The organism is Cytobacillus sp. GQ23, assembly GCF_059758675.1.
Genome location: NZ_JCAXER010000002.1, coordinates 159,431 through 175,729 on the forward strand (window position 1 = coordinate 159,431; position 16,299 = coordinate 175,729).

The following is a 16,299-nucleotide window of genomic DNA, read 5'->3' on the forward strand; positions in this document are numbered from 1 at the left end:
TTATTTACCGGCCAAACAAAGAGAAGGCAGCCCCGGGACTGCCTTCTCCTCATTTTTATCCTCTCAATACTGCTCCGGCTTTTTCCTTCACAGCTTCCAATACTTTGTCATGCGCTTTTGTTACATCTTCATCGGTAAGAGTACGTTCAGGGTCGAAGTATTTTAGGGAGAAAGCCAGCGATTTTTTGCCTGGCTCCATCCTTTCGCCTTCGTACAGATCAAAAACATGCACGTCTTTCAATAATTTGCCGCCAGCTTCTTTAATAATGTCTTTAAGCTGACCCGCAGCTGTTTCCTGATCTGCTACAAGTGCAATATCCCTTGTAATTGATGGGAAACGAGGAATAGCTTCATACTGCAATGGTGAAACTTCTTCCTCCAGAATGGCTTTTAATGAAAGCTCAAATGCATATGTTTCTTTCAGATCAAGCTCTTTTTCGACAGTCGGATGGATTTGTCCGACAAATCCCACTGACTCCCCTGTAAGCAATACTTCTGCTGTTCTGCCAGGATGCATTCCATCCTTCTGTGCCTGGCGGAATTCAACTTTATCTAAAACTCCCAGCTTATCAAATAATCCCTCGAGAATTCCTTTAACAGTATAAAAATCAACCGGCTTCTTTTCTCCCTGCCATGGATGGCTGTGCCATAGGCCAGTAACCGCACCGGCAAGATGCTCACGCTCTTCAGGCAGTTCCTCTTCCCCATTTGAAAGGAACACTGCTCCTGTTTCATAAACAGCCAGGCTGTCGTTCTGGCGTGCAGAGTTATATTTTAATACCTCCAGAAGCTGGGGAACAATGCTCAAACGAAGGAGGCGGCGATCCTCACTCATAGGCATTGCCAGCTGCACGGGTTTGCGCTCTTCCAGTGCATACTGAGTCGCTTTTGCTTCACTTGTTAAGGAATATGTTACTGCCTGATAAAGTCCCGCACCTTCAAGGTAGCGGCGGACCAATCTGCGTTTGTTCTGGTATTGGGTAAGATGCCCTGGTGTAGACGATCCAACCGGTAAAGTTGATGCCAGGTTATCGTAGCCAAATAGGCGGCCAACTTCTTCAATCAGGTCTTCTTCAATCGTGATGTCGCCTCTTCGTGTTGGAACTGTAACGGTAATCGTATCGTTATCAGTATTTGTTTCAAATTGAAGGCGGGCAAAAATAGCCTCTACTTCATTCATAGATAATTCCGTGCCTAGAACGCGGTTTATTTTTTCAAGCGTTACAGACACCACCGCTGGCTCCACTTGCAGTGCATCTGCTTCCACTGAACCTTCAAGCACTTCCCCGCCTGCATATTGCGAAAGCAGCTGAACAGCTCTTTCTGCAGCAGCTTTCACTCTGTTTGGATCCACCCCTTTTTCAAAGCGGGCACTCGCTTCACTTCTTAATCCATGGTCTTTTGATGCTTTTCTTACCGTTGCACCTTTAAAATAAGCTGATTCGATAATCACATTTTTCGTATCAGACTGCACTTCAGAATTTGCTCCCCCCATCACACCGGCAAGTGCAATTGGCTCTGTCCCATTTGTTATCAAAAGATGGTCTGTTGTTAACTCACGCTTTGCATCATCAAGAGTGACAATCACTTCGCCACCATTTGCTCTGCGGACAAGAATTTGCTTCGATCCCAGCCGGTCATAATCGAAAGCGTGAAGAGGCTGGCCGTATTCAAGTAAAATATAGTTTGTGATATCCACCACATTATTGTGAGGACGAATGCCTGCTGCCATCAAACGGGCCTGCATCCATACAGGAGATGGGCCAATCTTTACATTTTTTACAACCTTTGCAACGTAAAGAGGATTATCTTCTTTTGCGTCCACCTGAACGTCAATGTAATCAGAAGCACGTTCAGAAGTGGTCTCAGCCTGCGGCTCAGGAAGCTTTACTTCCCTTCCTAAGATAGCCGCTACTTCATAAGCAACACCCAGCATGCTTAAGCAATCTGAACGGTTTGGTGTCAATCCAAGCTCCAGAATCTGATCATCACGATTAAGCTGCTCAAGGGCATCCTGGCCAACCTCTGTATCATTAGGAAAAACATAAATGCCTTCAGAGTATTCCTTTGCAATCAGCTTGCTTTCAATGCCGAGCTCTTGCAGCGAACAGATCATTCCATTCGATTCCTCGCCGCGAAGCTTGGCACGCTTTATTTTAAAATTGCCTGGAAGCACAGCTCCTACTGTAGCCACGGCCACTTTCTGTCCCTTATCCACATTCGGGGCACCGCAAATGATTTGTACAGGCTCACCAGCCCCAGTATCAACTAAACATTTATTCAGTTTATCAGCATTAGGGTGCTGTTCCCTTTCAAGGACATGCCCTACAACCACACCTTTGATGCCTTCATTTAAAACCTCTACACCTTCAACTTCAATACCGCTCTTCGTAATCTTTTCTGCAAGATCTTCAGGTGTAACTCCTGATAAATCAACATATTCCTGCAGCCATTTATATGAAACGAACATTTGTGATCCTCCTTAATAATTGTCCAGCCGGCTCCTAACCCCTCCAGGCCATAAGCCATTCTGCCATAAAGGTTAAAGAACAGCCTTGCTGACAGCTTTTATTCATGAATTGAAAATTGCTTCAAGAAACGCACATCATTTGTATAGAAGTGGCGAATATCATCTACACCATACTTCAGCATGGCAATTCGCTCAGGACCCATTCCGAATGCGAAGCCTGTATATTTCTTAGAGTCGAAGCCCGCCATCTCAAGAACATTTGGATGTACCATCCCGGCACCAAGAATTTCAATCCAGCCGGTCCCTTTACATACACTGCAGCCTTTTCCGCCGCAGATTTTACAGGAAATATCCATTTCCACTGATGGCTCTGTAAATGGGAAGAAGCTTGGGCGAAGGCGGATTTCCCTGTCATCACCGAACATTTTCTTCGCAAAAACCTCCAATGTTCCCTTTAAATCAGTCATTCGGATGTTTTCATCTACCACAAGCCCCTCTATTTGCATGAACTGGTGGGAGTGTGTAGCATCGTCATTATCACGTCGGTATACTTTACCTGGACAGATGATTTTAACTGGCCCTTTGCCTTCATGCTTCTCCATTGTTCTTGCCTGTACCGGTGAAGTATGGGTACGAAGGAGAATGTCTTCTGTAATATAGAAGGAATCCTGCATATCCCGCGCAGGATGGCCTTTAGGAAGATTCAATGCTTCAAAATTATAGTAATCCTTTTCAACTTCAGGGCCTTCAGCTACTGTATAGCCCATTCCAATGAACATGTCTTCAATTTCTTCGATAATGCGTGTCAGCGGGTGGTGATTACCTGATTTAACAGGTCTTCCTGGAAGAGTGACATCAATTTTTTCTGCAGCCAGTTTTTCCTGAACAGCTGCTTCCTCCAGATGTTTTTGCTTTTCCTCAATCCCGGCAGCAATGCTGTCTCTTACTTCATTTGCAAGGGCCCCCATTTTTGGACGCTCTTCCGCAGACAATTTACCCATTCCTTTAAGAACTTCAGTAATTGGGCCTTTTTTACCTAAATAGGATACTCGAATATCATTTAGCTCTTTCAATTCAGCTGCCGCGCTGATCTTTTCTAACGCTTCTGTTTGCAGTTCTTTTAAACGCTCTTGCATCAAAAAATCCTCCTTGAAATTAATCCTTTTACTTTTTTGGCCAAAATAAAAAACCTCTATCCCCATAAAGGGACGAGGTTTCGCGGTACCACCCTTTTTAACACATATATGTACTTCATGCACGTGTTCACTTCATTGGGATAACGGCTGATGCCGGTACATCTTTACATCGAAAAGCGGAAGTGGCCCGTTTAGTGAAGCCATAGCTTTTCAATGGTCCCGATGCCAACTCAGGAGGTGAAGTTTCTCTTGCATTTCCTTTAAAAATGCTTTCAGTCTTAGGCATTTTCTCCCTGGTAAGGCTTACTGCAAGGTACTGGTCTCCGTCATCGTTTTGTTTTTATAATTTTGCTGTTAATTATATTATATTCTCGAGACTGTTTCAAACGGTTTTCAAAAAATAGCAGCCCATTTTCTACTTTCTTAGATGATACAGAAGAATTCCGGCAGCCACCGCCACATTAAGCGATTCGCTTTCTCCGAAAATCGGTATATACAGGTTTGCTGCTGTTTTAGCCAGAAGATCTTTGTTCACCCCGTTCCCTTCATTTCCAACCAGCAGGGCGAAGGAATCAGAGGCTTCATATTGTGTGTATTCACGGGCATTTTCCAGCGCGGTTCCATAGACTGGAACATTTATGTCTGAAAGTCTGCCGACCCAGTCAGACAGGTTTCCTCTTAAAACCGGCAGATGAAAGTGACTCCCCTGTGCAGAGCGGAGCACCTTTGGATTATAGGCGTCTACGCTGCCTTCACCTATAATAACAGCATCGATACCAGCAGCATCAGCCGTCCTGATCATTGTCCCCAGATTGCCGGGATCCTGTACGGCATCAATTAATAAAAACCGTTTTCCATTTACTTCCCCAGTGGACGGTTCCTGATGACATACTGCAAAGATCCCCTGCGGTGTTTCCGTATCCGCCAGCAGCCCGATGATTTCATCTGTTACCATCGTCACAGGGATGTCTCCATAATCCCATACGGGAGGCATGTCTTTATTCTCACTAATAATTATTTCTGTTATTTTATTGGCATTAAGTGCTTCTTCCACCAGATGGAATCCTTCAACTAAAAAGGTTTCTGTTTTGTCACGCTCTTTCCTGGACAGAAGTTTTTTCCATTCTTTAACTTTTTGGTTTTTTGCAGACTGTATGTGCTTCAACAACGTCTCTCCTTTAAAAGAAATCCGGAACTACCGGAATTTTTCTGTGCAGTTTTTTCATTATAGCCTATTAGAAATACATAATAAAAGCAAAATTAGAGAAGATAATAACGAATTAAATCTGGAAGGAGTGCATCAAGGTGAATTTAAACCTGCGCAATGCCATTTTACACAATGTATCAGGCAACTCTCAAGATGAATTGAAAGATACAATCGTGGATGCCATTCAAAATGGGGAAGAAAAAATGCTGCCTGGCTTGGGTGTTTTATTTGAGGTAATTTGGAAAAACTCCTCTGAAGAAGACAAGCTTGAAATGCTTCAAACCTTGGAGAGCAGTCTTAAATAAAATGAAGAACTCCGGAAAAGCCCGGAGTTTTTTTATTTTATTCAAATGTAATCTTATCAACTGTTTCCCTGTCCAGCTTCTTAATCACTTCAACGATCAGCTTTACAGCATTTTCATAGTCATCGCGGTGAAGCATGGCTGCATGGGAATGGATATACCGTGTTGCAATCGTGATGGAAAGAGATGGTACTCCATTATGTGAAACATGAATGGCTCCTGAATCTGTTCCTCCGCCAGCAATGGCATCAAATTGATAAGGGATATTCAGTTCATCTGCCGTGTCTGTTACAAGGTCACGCAGGCCTTTATGAGAAACCATTGATGCGTCATAAAGGATGATTTGCGGCCCTTTACCCATTTTACTCATGGCTTCTTTTTCAGAGATCCCAGGTGTGTCGCCTGCAATTCCCACATCTACACCAAATGCGATATCCGGTGCGATTTTTTGTGCAGAAGTACGGGCTCCGCGAAGACCAACCTCTTCCTGAACGGTTCCCACACCATAAACTTCATTCGGATGTTCTGCATCTTTCAATTGCTTAAGCACATCTATTGCAATTGCGCAGCCAATGCGATTATCCCAGGCTTTTGCCAAAAGCATTTTTTCATTATTCATCACCGTAAACTCAAAATATGGAACCACCATGTCACCAGGCTTTACTCCCCATTCTTTCGCCTCTTCACGGCTTGAAGCACCAATATCAATGAACATATCTTTAATTTCAACAGGCTTTTTGCGAGCCTCCGGTGATAAGATATGCGGCGGCTTTGAGCCAATTACTCCGGTAACATCTCCTTTCGATGTTACAATCGTCACCCGCTGTGCCAGCATAACCTGCGACCACCAGCCGCCAACCGTCTGGAAGCGGATGAAACCTTTATCATCAATGCTTGTTACCATAAATCCAACTTCATCCAAGTGGCCGGCCACCATGATTTTAGGGCCGCCTTCTTTGCCCATTTTTTTTGCAATCAGGCTTCCTAATCCATCTGTTGTCACTTCATCAGCATAGGCTGTTATGTATTTTTTCATAACCTCGCGCGGTTCGCGCTCATTTCCCGGAATCCCTTTTGCATCTGTTAAGTCTTTGAGCATCGTTAACGTTTCATCTAATTTAGCCATCATTTCGACTCCCTTAATATTTATTTAAACATATTATACCGAACATCCGATTCAATATAAAGAATTATCAGACGGATATTCCCTAAGGCGGAAGGCGGAAGAAATAATCAGTATCCTTCAGCCTGCCTTTTATAATTTACTTCATTCTTGTCTATATATGCTTTTTCTATATGAGAAGAGTTAAATCCAAGCATTTCTCCCAAATGCAAGTAAACTGCGATAAGCTCTTTATAATCCGTTAAAGAACGGCTAGTCCGAAACTTTCCAATCGCTTCATAAACCGATAAGAACTGGCCATTCAATGAAACCGCCTTTTCCACCGGAACAGCAAAGTCCTTTTCCCCATCAAATCCACATTCAATTCCAATTGATAAAATGAAATGTATACCGTCTACAAACTCTTCCAATACTGTTTCCTGAGGGGAGGAAGGCTTAAGGCTCCAAAACTTAAAGCATCTTGTCTCATTTGCAAGCTCCCCCAATTCAACAAGCAGCGCCAGTATCTTACGGTCAAATAAATCTTCTTCCTCTAAACCATGGTTTGATTCTATATGCCTGTCCAGCCCTTTTTGCATTTGGAACAATTGCTGATAATTCATTTTCCACCATCCTATAATATTTAAAGATTAACTTCATTATAAATCTCATCAAAAAAAATTATAACAAATCGAAAAAAAGTTGAAACTTTTTTAAAGCTCATCCGTATAGTATGGAAAATAATAATGGAGGGCTGGTTATTATGTGGCTCCTTAGAATGCTATTGTTTGCACTGATTCTTTTTCTCATATACACCGCGGTAAAATACCTTTTGAATTCCAAGAGAAAGCTGGAACTTGCCCACGAACAGAAACGATATTATTTTTGGGATGATCAGGAAAATGTCAGGAAGAACTTCCTGATTACGTATAAAGGGGTTTTATTTGAAGGCGAAAAGTACCTGGGAACGACTGACAATTCTTTTGATGTGGTCTCTATATTTATCTGGCCGCACAATTTATCGGCCCTTAAGGGGATGGTAAGGGAGGATTTTCTTTTTATTGAAAAAAAGATAACCGAGACATATCCTACTGCAAAAATAGACTGGAAAAGCCCTGTTAAGGAGTTCATGCATAAAACAGCTTCTCCAGGCGAGGAAATTAAAGATCATCTCTAAAGGCTCTTTTCTAAAAGCTTGTTGTTTTTGTCCGTTGATTGCAGCGAAAATCAACTCAGTAAATTAAGTCAAGTTACGAAAAGCAACAGAATTTACAAAACACCCTCTCTAAAAAAACGTTCGGCAGCTCCGAACGTTTTTTTATGCTGCTTTGAAGAATTCCTTCCATTTTATAACCGTCACCTTCTCCCTCAATACAAAAACTAAAACAGAAAGTGACAGCAAAATCAGAACAATCATAGAAGGCGTAAATCTGCTGATGAACTCTCCAAAAACGGTATAAAAAACAGCCAGCGGCAAATTGGTGATCCATGAATTTTTCAGATATTGATTGAACCCCTTATTTCTCTCCATCAGACAAAAACTCAATAAATGATAATGAATAAAAGGGATAAGCCTTAATACTGCAACCTGGCCGACAGTTAAATTCCGATACTCTCCAAACCACCGCTTTTTTAATAAAGAGAGTTTTTCATGTGTCCCCGGCATTTTGGTGATTAGAAAATAAAAAAGAATACTGCTGATCATTAACCCTGCAAGCGAGAAAACAGAGCCAAAAAAACTGCCAAAGAGAACTCCACCGGTTATGCAGACAAGCGGTACCGGAATAAATAGAAACTGCCGGATGATATGAAAAAAGATAAAAGCAAAGGGAGCAAGAATTCCAGCAGTCTCTGCCATAGCAAACAATAAAGTCAATTGTTCATTCATGCCTTCACCTCTCCCGATGACGTTCCTGCTGTTCTCTAAAGCTTATGGAAGCCGCTGACTGTTTATGACAATTGAATAACAAGGTACAAAAGCAAGCCAGTCTCAAGCAACGCCAAAAGTGGCAGCCCCCATTTAAACTGAACATGCTTCGTTTTATGCCTGAAAGTCTTCATACCAAGAGTCATTCCCGCTGCCCCGCTCAAGAAGGCTGTGATCCAGAGGTTCTTCTCGCTTATACGGAATTCATTCCGTTTTGCTTTTTCTTTATCAAGCCGCATCAGGCAGAAACCAATCACATTCATGATCAGATAGATAAGAGCTATTGTTTTAATCATGAGCTTTCTCCTTTTATGTTTTAAGTCACTATTGAGCTTAAATGAAATGGAAGCTTTCTGTCCATCAAAAGCAAAATAAAAAGCCATCCCCTTAGGGAATGGCTATTGCAGGAATTATTACTTGCTAAGCTGCTGCTTTGCAACTGATGCTAATTCAGCAAATGCTTTTTCGTCAGCGATTGCTAATTCAGCAAGCATTTTACGGTTAACTTCGATGCCAGCAAGCTTTAAACCGTGCATTAAACGGCTGTAAGAAAGACCGTTCATGCGAGCTGCTGCGTTAATACGAGTAACCCAAAGTTTGCGGAAGTCGCGCTTTTTCTGGCGACGATCGCGGTAAGCATACATTAGGGATTTCATAACCTGCTGGTTAGCAACTTTGTATAATGTATGTTTTGAACCGAAATAACCTTTAGCTAATTTGATGACTTTTTTACGACGTTTGCGAGTAACTGTACCGCCTTTTACACGTGGCATATTATTTCCCTCCTAATTTCGAGATATTACTTAAGATTTACTAATAAGTTACGGATGCGCTTGTAATCGCCTGAAGAAACAAGAGTTCCTTTGCGAAGCTTACGCTTTTGCTTTTGAGATTTGTTCGCGAACATATGGCTTCTGTAAGCATGAGAACGCTTCAGTTTACCAGAACCTGTTCTTTTGAAACGCTTAGCAGCGCCGCGGTGAGTTTTCATTTTTGGCATTGGGAATTCCTCCTCTTACTTGTCGTTTTTCGGTGCTAAGACCATAAACATGCTTCGGCCATCCATTTTCGGATGTGATTCCACTGTTGCAACTTCATTGCATGCTTGTGCAAAGCGGATTAATACGCGCTGGCCGATTTCCTTATGCGTAATGGCACGTCCTTTAAATCGGATCGATGCTTTTACTTTATCGCCTTTTTCAAGGAATTTAATAGCATTGCGAAGTTTTGTATTAAAGTCATGTTCTTCAATAGTCGGGCTAAGACGAACTTCTTTAATACTGATAATCTTCTGGTTTTTGCGAGCTTCTTTTTCTTTCTTCTGCTGCTCGAATTTGAACTTTCCGTAGTCCATGATACGGGCTACAGGAGGCTTCGCACTCGGTGCAACCAGAACAAGATCAAGATTGGCACGAGAAGCAATTTCAAGTGCGTCGAATTTTGATTTAATCCCTAACTGCTCGCCGTTTTGGTCAATAAGACGGACTTCGCGGGCGCGAATGCCCTCGTTTAACAACATATCTTTGCTAATAGCTAGACACCTCCAAGGTTTAATGCGAACACAACGTTTGGGTCAAGAAAAGCGCAAGCGCCTGCTTAGCAGACAACTTAAAAGCTGTCAGCTGCACCGGACCAAAGCTGAATCGCAAGTTATGCAACATTTCTCTTCCGTGACGGAATCAGAGCTGTTTTTAACCAAATAAAAAAGTGCGGATGAAAACACCCACACTTACGTATATAAACAGAAAATGTTCACGTAAAACCTGCCAACTGCACTTTGCGTCAATCAGGTGAGAAGCGGGTGCTTCTTCTTTTCCTCAAACTGTATTCAATTTACCTTAGCAACTATATCACAAAGAATGACTCCGTGTCAAACGAATAACTTTTATCACAACGAAGAAAAGCATAACAAAATTAATTGCTTTTGGCAATATGATTTTAATATTTTTTCGAAATGAATTTAATCCCAACTTTTTCATTTTTTCCTTCCTGCTCATAAAATTATAGTTTTACTTGATTTACAAATGACCATAAAAAGGGCTGCAGCACGTGCAGCCCTTTTTCATTATTAGCGTTTTACTTCAGTTTTTAGTGCAGAGATGAAGTCCTCAAATGAAACAGTTTCAGATTTTTGCTCTCCATACTTGCGGACATTGACAGCTTTTTCAGCTACTTCGTTGTCTCCTACAACAAGCATATATGGAGTTTTTTGCATTTGGGCTTCACGGATCTTATACCCGATTTTTTCATTGCGGTCATCGAGCTCAACACGGAAGCCCTCTGCCTGAAGCTGCTCCTGCACTTTTTTTGCATAATCAAAGTGGATATCAGGGGATACCGGAATAACCTGGACTTGAACTGGTGCAAGCCAAGTTGGAAATGCTCCCTTATATTCCTCAATCAGGAATGCTACAAAACGCTCCATAGTAGAAACGACACCTCGGTGGATTACTACCGGGCGATGAGGCTTTCCATCTTCCCCTACATAAGTCAGATCAAATCGCTCAGGAAGCAGGAAGTCCAGCTGGACAGTTGATAAAGTCTCATCCTTGCCAAGCGCAGTTTTAACTTGGACATCCAATTTAGGACCATAAAAAGCTGCTTCGCCTTCTGCCTCAAAATAATCGAGGCCGATTTCATCCATCGCTTCTTTAAGCATGGCCTGTGCTTTTTCCCACATTTCATCATCATCAAAGTACTTCTCAGTATCCTGAGGATCTCTGTAAGAAAGGCGGAATGAGTAGTCATTGATATCGAAGTCTTTATATACTTCAAGAATTAGATGCACTACACGCTTAAATTCTTCCTTGATCTGGTCAGGACGAACAAAAATATGTGCATCATTCAGAGTCATGCCCCGCACACGCTGAAGGCCGGATAGGGCTCCTGACATTTCATAGCGGTGCATTGTTCCAAGCTCTGCAATACGGATAGGCAATTCGCGGTAGCTGTGGATGCCATTCTTATAGATCATCATATGATGCGGGCAGTTCATTGGACGAAGGACAAGCTGTTCGTTATCCATCTCCATGACAGGGAACATGTCTTCCTGATAATGATCCCAGTGGCCGGATGTTTTATAAAGATCCACGCTTCCCATGATCGGAGTATACACATGGTCATAGCCCAGTCTTTCTTCCTTATCGACGATGTATCGCTCGATATTGCGGCGGATTGTTGCCCCTTTTGGAAGCCACATTGGGAGCCCCTGGCCTACTTTTTGCGAATTCATGAACAGGTTAAGCTCTTTGCCGATTTTGCGGTGGTCTCGCTCTTTTGCCTCTTCAAGGAGACGCAAATGCTCAGCCAGGTCCTCTTTCTTGAAGAAAGCTGTTCCATAAATACGCTGAAGCATCTTGTTATCACTGTCGCCTCTCCAATAGGCTCCGGCAATGCTTAATAGTTTGAACTCCTTCAATTTGCCAGTAGAAGGTACATGGACACCGCGGCAGAGGTCAAAAAATTCGCCCTGCTCGTAAATAGTCACTGTTTCATCTTCAGGAATTGCCTCGATCAGTTCAAGCTTATATTCATCATCAATTTCCTTGTACATCTGAACTGCTTCATTGCGGCTGACTTCTTTGCGAACAATATCAAGATTTTCATTAATAATCTTTTTCATTTCTTTTTCAATCACTGAAAGATCTTCTGGTGAAAGTGATTCTTCCAGATCGATGTCATAATAGAATCCGCCTTCAATAACGGGTCCTACCCCAAGCTTTACATTTTTATATAAACGCTTGATCGCCTGAGCCATCAAATGGGCGGTGCTATGGCGAAGAACCTCCAGCGCATCGCTTGAGTCCGCTGTGACAATTTCAATCGCACCATTGTTTTCGATTGGACGTCGAAGATCATACATTTCTCCATCCAGCTTGCCGGCAATCGCCTTTTTCTTCAGGCCCGGGCTGATCGAAGCTGCAATATCTTCTGTTGTCGTTCCCTTTGGAAACTCCTTTACAGCCCCATCTGGAAACGAAACTTTAACAACTTCTGACATGATATTTCCTCCCTTTTTATGTTAACGCAAGACATCTGAATCAGATGCTGCTGCGCTTTACACTTAAAAAATAAAAAAACCCGTCCCTAAAAAAGGGACGAGTTATTATTAACACGCGGTTCCACCCTACTTCTCGTTTTCAAAAAAGACAAACGACTCTGTAGTAAGATAACGGTCTTTTCCCGCCAGCCCATTTCCTGGCTGGAGTTCAGAGGCGGTAAGCATTCAAATCGTGTTAGGAAGGTTTCAGCCTTGCCTTCCCTCTCTTTAAACCGTATTAGAATACCCTTATCCTCATCGCAACTTTTGCTTGGTTATTGTAATATGTACGTTATTATAGTTTGTTATTTCAGGAAAATCAAGGGTATCTTTTACATTTTTCATCATCAGCATAAGAATGGGTGTTTCGATCATGATAAAAAGCAGTAAGAGAGCTTAATTGAAGCCTTTCTTCAAAAATATTGCGGATTGTTCTGACCAGAGGCTGGTCAAAATCATCTGAATAGAGATAAATAGCTGAAGGTGCGATTGAGAGCAGCGGTGCAATCGTACCAGAATCCACATATACTGGATGATTGGATAATAGCTTGCGGTCAATCATTCTTAAGAGCTCTCCGCGTTTAATTTCACGCAATTGCTCATCATAAAAATAAACACCTTCATCCATTAAGACATGGATTGTATCGATTTTGGGCTGCCTGCCTGACAGGAAATCCCTCAAAGTATGGATGAACATCTGATATTCCTGTTCCATTTTGTACTCATCGATGGAAACTTCCACATATTTGGTCATTTCATTCATGAGCGGGCGCATCCGGAATTTTACGAATGAATCAAAAGAAAAGGAAATATGATCTTGAAACAACTGATCAATTGCACTTTTTAAATTTTCTTTAACATCCAGGCCACTGACAAACGCAGCAAGATCCTCGCGGTTTCCTTCCAGGATAGAGTGAATAATTTCTAGAATTTGCTGCTGCTCGCCTTCATCCTCATAATAATAATGCTCCATCAGTATCCGTTTAAACCAATCATCCTGCTTTTGGTTCACGATAAATTGAAAAAATGCTGTCTTAACAGTATTCAGGATATTGCCGCTATTTTCAGCAGAAACTCTGACTATATGTTGATCTTCAAAATGAAGAATATTATTATCACTTTGACAAAAAGACTGCAGCTGTTCTGAAAGATGCTCATGAAAATTTCGAGCATCTGTGCTGCTCTGGAAAATGATTTCGATCAACCAAATCCCCCCTTTATACAAATCTCTGTTCTATGTATATGGCGGACTTGGCCAAATTAGAAGTAGGGTTTGGTGTTTTAGTGTATTAAACGATGATAAGTTCCTTTGGGATAAAATTTTCTTTTAGCGTTTTAATTTTGTCCGTTGATTTTACTCCAGATGCTCGCATTTTGCTGAGCGGGCGGTGAGCATTTTTGAACCATGCTTCAGTGCCATAAATACCCGCAGGACATTGAATAAGCTTCTTCGAATGAACACCACACGAAGGAAATGCGTCAGCACTCTCGAGGATCAAGTGCCCACAGCGAAGATCAACTCAGCAAATTAATCTAGGTTATGAAAAAGCAACGAACTTTACAAAAACTGCCTTGAATATAAAAAGCGCACATGTAGTGAAAACAGCAGCAATAAAAAAACTGCCGAGGGATTTATCGGCAGTTTTTCAGATTATACTCTCCTGTTCGGCCCTTCTACAAGCACAGGTTCAGCTAGGTATTTAATTCGCTCCATAATTCTCCTAGCTTTCATTTTCTCTTCCTCACCGCGCTGGCTGTAGGAGAGATGATGTTCAAGTCCCTGGAGGTCGAAGTTGGAAGTGAAAAAGGTTGGGAGGCTTTCCTGCATGCGGAACTGCAGAATTGGCCCTAAAATCTCATCCCTTGTCCAGCTGGACATGGTTTCTGCTCCAATATCGTCAAACATTAAAACAGGTGCTTTTTTAATGGTTTCCATCTTACCGTTAAGGGTTTGATCTCCAATTGAATTTTTCAATTCCCTGAATAACTCAGGAACATAGACAATCATGGAGGAAACTTTCCGTCTTGCGAGCTTATTGGCAATCGCACCAAGCAAATATGACTTGCCCACACCGAATTTCCCATAAAAATAAATTCCTTTTTGCTTGGACCCCGGCTGGTAGTCCATTACAAAAGATGCCGCCTTATCCACAGCCTCAATGCGGTCGTCATCATCATATATGGAATCAAAAGTGGCATGAAGGATATCAGATGGCACATATAAACTCTGGATTAATTTTTCATTTCTCCGCTTTTCATCGTGCATGACCTTGCGCGGGCATTTATCATACTTCAAATCGATCGATCCTCTTTGAATCACAAGTTCTGGATGATAGCCCTGCATGAAATTTACACAGCCTTCCAAGCTGGAACATTTATTGCATTCCTTGCTCTGCTGTGTGTACTCAAAAAGCTTGCTAAGGCTTTTCTCTACCATCTCAGATGTCAATTCATCCTGATGTTTTTGGAGAAAGGCCTTTACTTCAGGGTGATTAAGCGTTTGGTTCCTCATCATTTCATATCTTCTTTGAAAACCTTCATTGCCAGCAAGACGCCGTAATGTTTCATTAATTTTTTCCATTAATCAGTCACCTCCTGTGATCGCAGTTTTTTTAATTTCTCCTTAAGTTCCCTTTTTTTCAATTCCCGCTCATACTGTTCCTTTTCGCTATTTTGCTGCTGGATCTGTTCCTTTTTGGCAGCTGGGCTGCTATTTTCATCAAACCAGTCTGGAAGCATCTCTGTTCTGATCGGCTTCCTTTTGTTTCCCGTTGGGCCTGCAGTTTTCTTTCCTTCCGCCCAATCAAGGTATTGGCGATGCTCCTTTTTGGCTAATGCAATAGCCGCCTCAGGGGTTTTAATCTTCTTTCTCGCCCAGTGGCCAGCTATTTTTTCTACGTACCCTTTCGTCAGCTTCATATCTGTTTTGAGCATAACATATTGAATCAGCACATTAATTACCCCAGGCAGAAGCTTTTGCTGGAACATGACATCTTCTATAATCTGCAGATCGCCCTTCGAAGGTTCTGCTCCTCCTGATATATCTTTTAATAGCTGCCTGGGTGAGGTAATTTCCAAATAACGAATTAATTCTTCTTCCTGTGTTTCAGGCTTTTTTTTATGAGTATGATGAATGGCAGGCTGAACCCGGTCTATCAGGGATGGAAGCATATCCTGGTTTTGGAATTGATACCAATCCCGCGCAGATTTTCTTAATTCATCAATGTTTATCTCATTATCTTCATTTACGGCGCTGATGACAATATTTTTCATCTGAATAGGGTCGATTCCGTATAAAAAGGCAAGATTGCTGATGGAATCCTTTACTTTAACTGTAAGGGCTTTTTTTGGTACAAGCGATTCATTAAGCCCTGCCTGAAGCAATTCAAAATTAAACTCTTCATTTCCAATTTGAATGCCCTCCTGCTCCTGCCTTCCAATATACCCTTCCCCATCCGATTCATTCATCAGCTTCACCACTTCTTCATCTAACGAACCAGGGTGCCCGGATTGGAATACATCCTGGAAAGCCTTTGTTACTTCCTCAAATCCCATGGCCGGCTGCACCTTCTGATCTGAGAAGAAGCGCTTCAATCTCATAAATTGATTCTTGCCCAATTTCTTATAAAGATAGATATTGAGCATGCCATCAAGGAAGAATTGTTCAGGTGTCAGCGGTGGAAGCAGCTCGTAAATAAATGACCTTGTCTCTTCTTCTTTGTTCACATATACCTTTAAAAGTCCTATCCCTTCAAGCTTGAGACGGGCTTCATAAATATCTTTAAGCCCCAGCCCCATGAAATTCATTAAACTATGGTGTGAGTTGGAAGATGACCATAGCCGATTTTCTTCAAGTTCGGCCCATAAAGTCATATACAAACTGAAGCACACAGAGCCAATGAGCGGCTGGTATAAGAGTGTCAGCACTTTCCGGTCATAATCATGCAAAAGCCCGCTGGCTGCTACTGTATATCGGTCTATTGGAAGCATCTCCTGCCAATGCTGGGCCATGGCGTTCACCTTTTTCTATCTAAATTTTTTTATCCTGTCAATTAAAAGCATATCCCGCAAAAAAAAGAGCCAAAGAAAACCCTTCAGCCCATCAGCCTATTTCAT

16 protein-coding genes and 3 other annotated features are annotated in these 16,299 nt (G+C 42.0%); of the genes, 2 read left to right on the top strand and 14 right to left on the bottom strand.

All coding sequences use genetic code 11. The features are described from left to right. Positions 1 to 55: 55 nt before the first annotated feature. From pheT to AC6CHU_RS02500, 3 genes are all read right to left on the bottom strand, one after another. Positions 56 to 2,470, bottom strand: a complete 2,415-nt coding sequence (gene pheT, locus AC6CHU_RS02490) for a phenylalanine--tRNA ligase subunit beta (RefSeq protein WP_159863379.1) — start codon at positions 2,468 to 2,470, stop codon at positions 56 to 58. Positions 2,471 to 2,568: 98 nt separating this feature from the next. Further along, on the bottom strand, positions 2,569 to 3,606 hold the full coding sequence (gene pheS / locus AC6CHU_RS02495) for a phenylalanine--tRNA ligase subunit alpha (RefSeq protein ID WP_159863380.1): 1,038 nt from the start codon (positions 3,604 to 3,606) through the stop codon (positions 2,569 to 2,571). A 65-nt stretch (positions 3,607 to 3,671) separates the two neighbouring features. Further along, positions 3,672 to 3,945: a binding site (T-box leader), on the bottom strand. A gap of 76 nt (positions 3,946 to 4,021) precedes the next feature. After that, the gene (locus tag AC6CHU_RS02500; protein WP_498119945.1) at positions 4,022 to 4,771 is read right to left on the bottom strand and encodes a TrmH family RNA methyltransferase; all 750 of its coding nucleotides are present in this window, start codon (positions 4,769 to 4,771) and stop codon (positions 4,022 to 4,024) included. A 140-nt stretch (positions 4,772 to 4,911) separates the two neighbouring features. Between AC6CHU_RS02500 and sspI the strand changes: the two genes are divergently transcribed. Next, positions 4,912 to 5,118, top strand: coding sequence for a small acid-soluble spore protein SspI (sspI, locus tag AC6CHU_RS02505; protein WP_035330267.1), 207 nt, complete (start codon positions 4,912 to 4,914; stop codon positions 5,116 to 5,118). Between the two features lie 37 nt (positions 5,119 to 5,155). Here sspI and AC6CHU_RS02510 read toward each other — a convergent pair whose 3' ends face one another. Beyond that, the gene (locus tag AC6CHU_RS02510; RefSeq protein ID WP_159863454.1) at positions 5,156 to 6,241 is read right to left on the bottom strand and encodes a M42 family metallopeptidase; all 1,086 of its coding nucleotides are present in this window, start codon (positions 6,239 to 6,241) and stop codon (positions 5,156 to 5,158) included. Between the two features lie 107 nt (positions 6,242 to 6,348). Next, positions 6,349 to 6,840 carry a dUTP diphosphatase gene (locus AC6CHU_RS02515; RefSeq protein WP_159863382.1) on the bottom strand — a complete coding sequence of 164 codons (492 nt, stop codon included), beginning with the start codon at positions 6,838 to 6,840 and terminating at the stop codon, positions 6,349 to 6,351. 110 nt (positions 6,841 to 6,950) lie between these two features. On the opposite strand from AC6CHU_RS02515, the gene AC6CHU_RS02520 reads away from it, so the two are divergent. Then, complete coding sequence (locus AC6CHU_RS02520) at positions 6,951 to 7,394, top strand: sigma-w pathway protein ysdB (protein ID WP_251283943.1); 444 nt, start codon at positions 6,951 to 6,953, stop codon at positions 7,392 to 7,394. Positions 7,395 to 7,535: 141 nt separating this feature from the next. Here AC6CHU_RS02520 and AC6CHU_RS02525 read toward each other — a convergent pair whose 3' ends face one another. From AC6CHU_RS02525 to AC6CHU_RS02565, 9 genes are all read right to left on the bottom strand, one after another. Next, on the bottom strand, positions 7,536 to 8,105 hold the full coding sequence (locus tag AC6CHU_RS02525) for a TVP38/TMEM64 family protein (RefSeq protein WP_159863384.1): 570 nt from the start codon (positions 8,103 to 8,105) through the stop codon (positions 7,536 to 7,538). 62 nt (positions 8,106 to 8,167) lie between these two features. Continuing rightward, complete coding sequence (locus tag AC6CHU_RS02530; RefSeq protein WP_159863385.1) at positions 8,168 to 8,440, bottom strand: DUF1294 domain-containing protein; 273 nt, start codon at positions 8,438 to 8,440, stop codon at positions 8,168 to 8,170. 117 nt (positions 8,441 to 8,557) lie between these two features. Continuing rightward, complete coding sequence (gene rplT, locus AC6CHU_RS02535) at positions 8,558 to 8,917, bottom strand: 50S ribosomal protein L20 (RefSeq protein ID WP_009333214.1); 360 nt, start codon at positions 8,915 to 8,917, stop codon at positions 8,558 to 8,560. A 26-nt stretch (positions 8,918 to 8,943) separates the two neighbouring features. Further along, positions 8,944 to 9,144: a 50S ribosomal protein L35 gene (gene rpmI / locus AC6CHU_RS02540; protein ID WP_009333215.1), complete on the bottom strand. Its 201-nt coding sequence runs from the start codon at positions 9,142 to 9,144 to the stop codon at positions 8,944 to 8,946. Positions 9,145 to 9,159: 15 nt separating this feature from the next. Further along, a complete protein-coding gene (gene infC, locus AC6CHU_RS02545) occupies positions 9,160 to 9,663 on the bottom strand; it encodes a translation initiation factor IF-3 (protein ID WP_159863386.1) in 504 nt (167 codons plus the stop codon). A 176-nt stretch (positions 9,664 to 9,839) separates the two neighbouring features. After that, positions 9,840 to 9,963, bottom strand: a sequence feature (ribosomal protein L20 leader region). 249 nt (positions 9,964 to 10,212) lie between these two features. Beyond that, on the bottom strand, positions 10,213 to 12,144 hold the full coding sequence (thrS, locus tag AC6CHU_RS02550) for a threonine--tRNA ligase (protein WP_251283942.1): 1,932 nt from the start codon (positions 12,142 to 12,144) through the stop codon (positions 10,213 to 10,215). Positions 12,145 to 12,234: 90 nt separating this feature from the next. Next, positions 12,235 to 12,454, bottom strand: a binding site (T-box leader). Positions 12,455 to 12,502: 48 nt separating this feature from the next. Beyond that, positions 12,503 to 13,387: a putative sporulation protein YtxC gene (gene ytxC, locus AC6CHU_RS02555; protein WP_159863388.1), complete on the bottom strand. Its 885-nt coding sequence runs from the start codon at positions 13,385 to 13,387 to the stop codon at positions 12,503 to 12,505. A 447-nt stretch (positions 13,388 to 13,834) separates the two neighbouring features. Beyond that, complete coding sequence (gene dnaI, locus AC6CHU_RS02560) at positions 13,835 to 14,764, bottom strand: primosomal protein DnaI (RefSeq protein WP_498119949.1); 930 nt, start codon at positions 14,762 to 14,764, stop codon at positions 13,835 to 13,837. After that, a complete protein-coding gene (locus AC6CHU_RS02565) occupies positions 14,764 to 16,194 on the bottom strand; it encodes a replication initiation and membrane attachment family protein (RefSeq protein ID WP_498119951.1) in 1,431 nt (476 codons plus the stop codon). Before AC6CHU_RS02565 ends, dnaI begins: the two co-directional genes overlap by 1 nt. Between the last annotated feature and the right edge of the window lie 105 nt (positions 16,195 to 16,299).

Bases quoted from the DNA above. Each gene is read 5' to 3' on its own strand.
- pheT (WP_159863379.1), bottom strand. From the start codon at position 2,470: ATGTTCGTTTCATATAAATGGCTGCAGGAATATGTTGATTTATCAGGA.
- pheS (WP_159863380.1), bottom strand. From the start codon at position 3,606: ATGCAAGAGCGTTTAAAAGAACTGCAAACAGAAGCGTTAGAAAAGATC.
- AC6CHU_RS02510 (WP_159863454.1), bottom strand. From the start codon at position 6,241: ATGGCTAAATTAGATGAAACGTTAACGATGCTCAAAGACTTAACAGAT.
- AC6CHU_RS02515 (WP_159863382.1), bottom strand. From the start codon at position 6,840: ATGAATTATCAGCAATTGTTCCAAATGCAAAAAGGGCTGGACAGGCAT.
- AC6CHU_RS02520 (WP_251283943.1), top strand. From the start codon at position 6,951: ATGGAAAATAATAATGGAGGGCTGGTTATTATGTGGCTCCTTAGAATG.
- AC6CHU_RS02525 (WP_159863384.1), bottom strand. From the start codon at position 8,105: ATGAATGAACAATTGACTTTATTGTTTGCTATGGCAGAGACTGCTGGA.
- AC6CHU_RS02530 (WP_159863385.1), bottom strand. From the start codon at position 8,440: ATGATTAAAACAATAGCTCTTATCTATCTGATCATGAATGTGATTGGT.
- rplT (WP_009333214.1), bottom strand. From the start codon at position 8,917: ATGCCACGTGTAAAAGGCGGTACAGTTACTCGCAAACGTCGTAAAAAA.
- rpmI (WP_009333215.1), bottom strand. From the start codon at position 9,144: ATGCCAAAAATGAAAACTCACCGCGGCGCTGCTAAGCGTTTCAAAAGA.
- infC (WP_159863386.1), bottom strand. From the start codon at position 9,663: ATGTTGTTAAACGAGGGCATTCGCGCCCGCGAAGTCCGTCTTATTGAC.
- thrS (WP_251283942.1), bottom strand. From the start codon at position 12,144: ATGTCAGAAGTTGTTAAAGTTTCGTTTCCAGATGGGGCTGTAAAGGAG.
- dnaI (WP_498119949.1), bottom strand. From the start codon at position 14,764: ATGGAAAAAATTAATGAAACATTACGGCGTCTTGCTGGCAATGAAGGT.
- AC6CHU_RS02565 (WP_498119951.1), bottom strand. From the start codon at position 16,194: ATGGCCCAGCATTGGCAGGAGATGCTTCCAATAGACCGATATACAGTA.